General features: G+C 61.1%; 1 protein-coding gene. It reads right to left on the bottom strand.

What is annotated here, in order from left to right; translation table 11 throughout:
* Positions 1 to 50: 50 nt before the first annotated feature.
* Complete coding sequence (locus I6F28_RS36980; protein ID WP_036046399.1) at positions 51 to 1,391, bottom strand: adenylate/guanylate cyclase domain-containing protein; 1,341 nt, start codon at positions 1,389 to 1,391, stop codon at positions 51 to 53.
* Positions 1,392 to 1,464: the final 73 nt, after the last annotated feature.

Below are 1,464 nucleotides of genomic sequence, written 5' to 3'. Positions count from 1 at the left end.
GGGCCAAAAGCGGTCATCGGTGCGTTGACCGCATGGCGGGTGAAGACGTGCTAGGTCGTTACCGCACGGAACAGACGCCATTTGTCGGGCACGCCTTTGAGAATGTGGCGGCCGCGCTCCTCAAACGTCAATCCAGAGCCTGCCACGAGATCGCGAACCGTCTGTGAGACCAGAACTTCACCCGGGGCAGCTAGCGCGGCCACACGTGCACCAATATGCACGGCAATGCCAACAATATCGTGAGCGACGAATTCGCACTCGCCGGTATGCAAACCGCAACGGACCTTCAGATCGAGTGGGCGCACCGCGTCGCCGATTGCGCTTGCGCAACGCACAGCGCGCGCAGGGCCATCGAACGTGGCAAGGAAACCGTCGCCGGCGGTATTGACTTCGCGGCCGCGATACTGGCCGAGCACGCCCCGAGCTTTGGCATAGAACGCATCCAGCAGCACGCGCCAGGCGCCGTCGCCGAGAGCGGCCGCGCGCTCCGTCGATCCCGCAATGTCGACAAACAGCACAGTTGCAAGCACCCTGTCCGGCTCCGCTGCTTGCCGATGCCCGGTGACGAACTCTTCGACCTCATTGATAATTGCATCCTGATCGCCAACCCAGACCATATGGTCCTGACCGCTGAGCTCAATCAGTTTGGCGCAAGGAATCTGCTGCGCCATGTAGCGCGCATGCTTCACGTCAATGACGCGCTCATCGGTGCGATGCAAAATCAAGGTCGGCACACGCGTCACGGGTAGGATGTCCCTGACATCGATCTCCCGGTTCATGCGCATGATCGCCGATGCCGCGCCTGGGCTTGCCGAGGCCCTGAAGTAGGCGGCGGTTTGCTCAAGTGCCTGCTTATTGCCAGCGAGGCTAGGCGCCCACATCAGCAAACTCATCGCATCTGCCGAACCCCAATGGTGCTCAATGTCATCGAGGAAAGCGCTCCACTGCGCATCGGTCCACGCGAATGCGTAGTCAGGGGCCCACGAGCGTCGCGCATAAGTGCCACAAAGCACCAGAGCTGACGTGCGTTCGGGATACGTAGCTGCATAGAGCAGCGACATCGGACCGCCCTCGGACACGCCAAACAAGGTGGCCCGCTGAGAACCAACCTGGTCCAGCACCGCCTGCACGTCGTGCATCCGCTGTTCAAGCGTGAAGATCTGGGAACCGCGATCGGACATTCCGGTGCCGCGCTTGTCGAACGTGATGACCCGCGCAAACGTTGCAAGCTTGCGGAAAAAGGAAGCGCGTGCCGGCGATTGCCAGAGCGCTTCGACATTGGAGACAAAACCTGGGACGAACAGCAGGTCGCGCGGACCGTCGCCCATCACCTGATAGGCAATATGGACGTCGTCACTTTTGACATAGTGAGTGGCCGGGATGTCAGCCATGGTGGCCTACTGCGTGACAAACCGCGGGCGCGAGTGTCGCACCTCATTCCGCGTCAGGCTAGCGAAATTCGGT

The organism is Bradyrhizobium sp. NBAIM14, from assembly GCF_020193895.1.
GTDB lineage: Bacteria > Pseudomonadota > Alphaproteobacteria > Rhizobiales > Xanthobacteraceae > Bradyrhizobium > Bradyrhizobium yuanmingense.
Note: the sequence above shows the minus strand (reverse complement) of the source record. Positions and strands in the feature narration are given on the sequence as shown.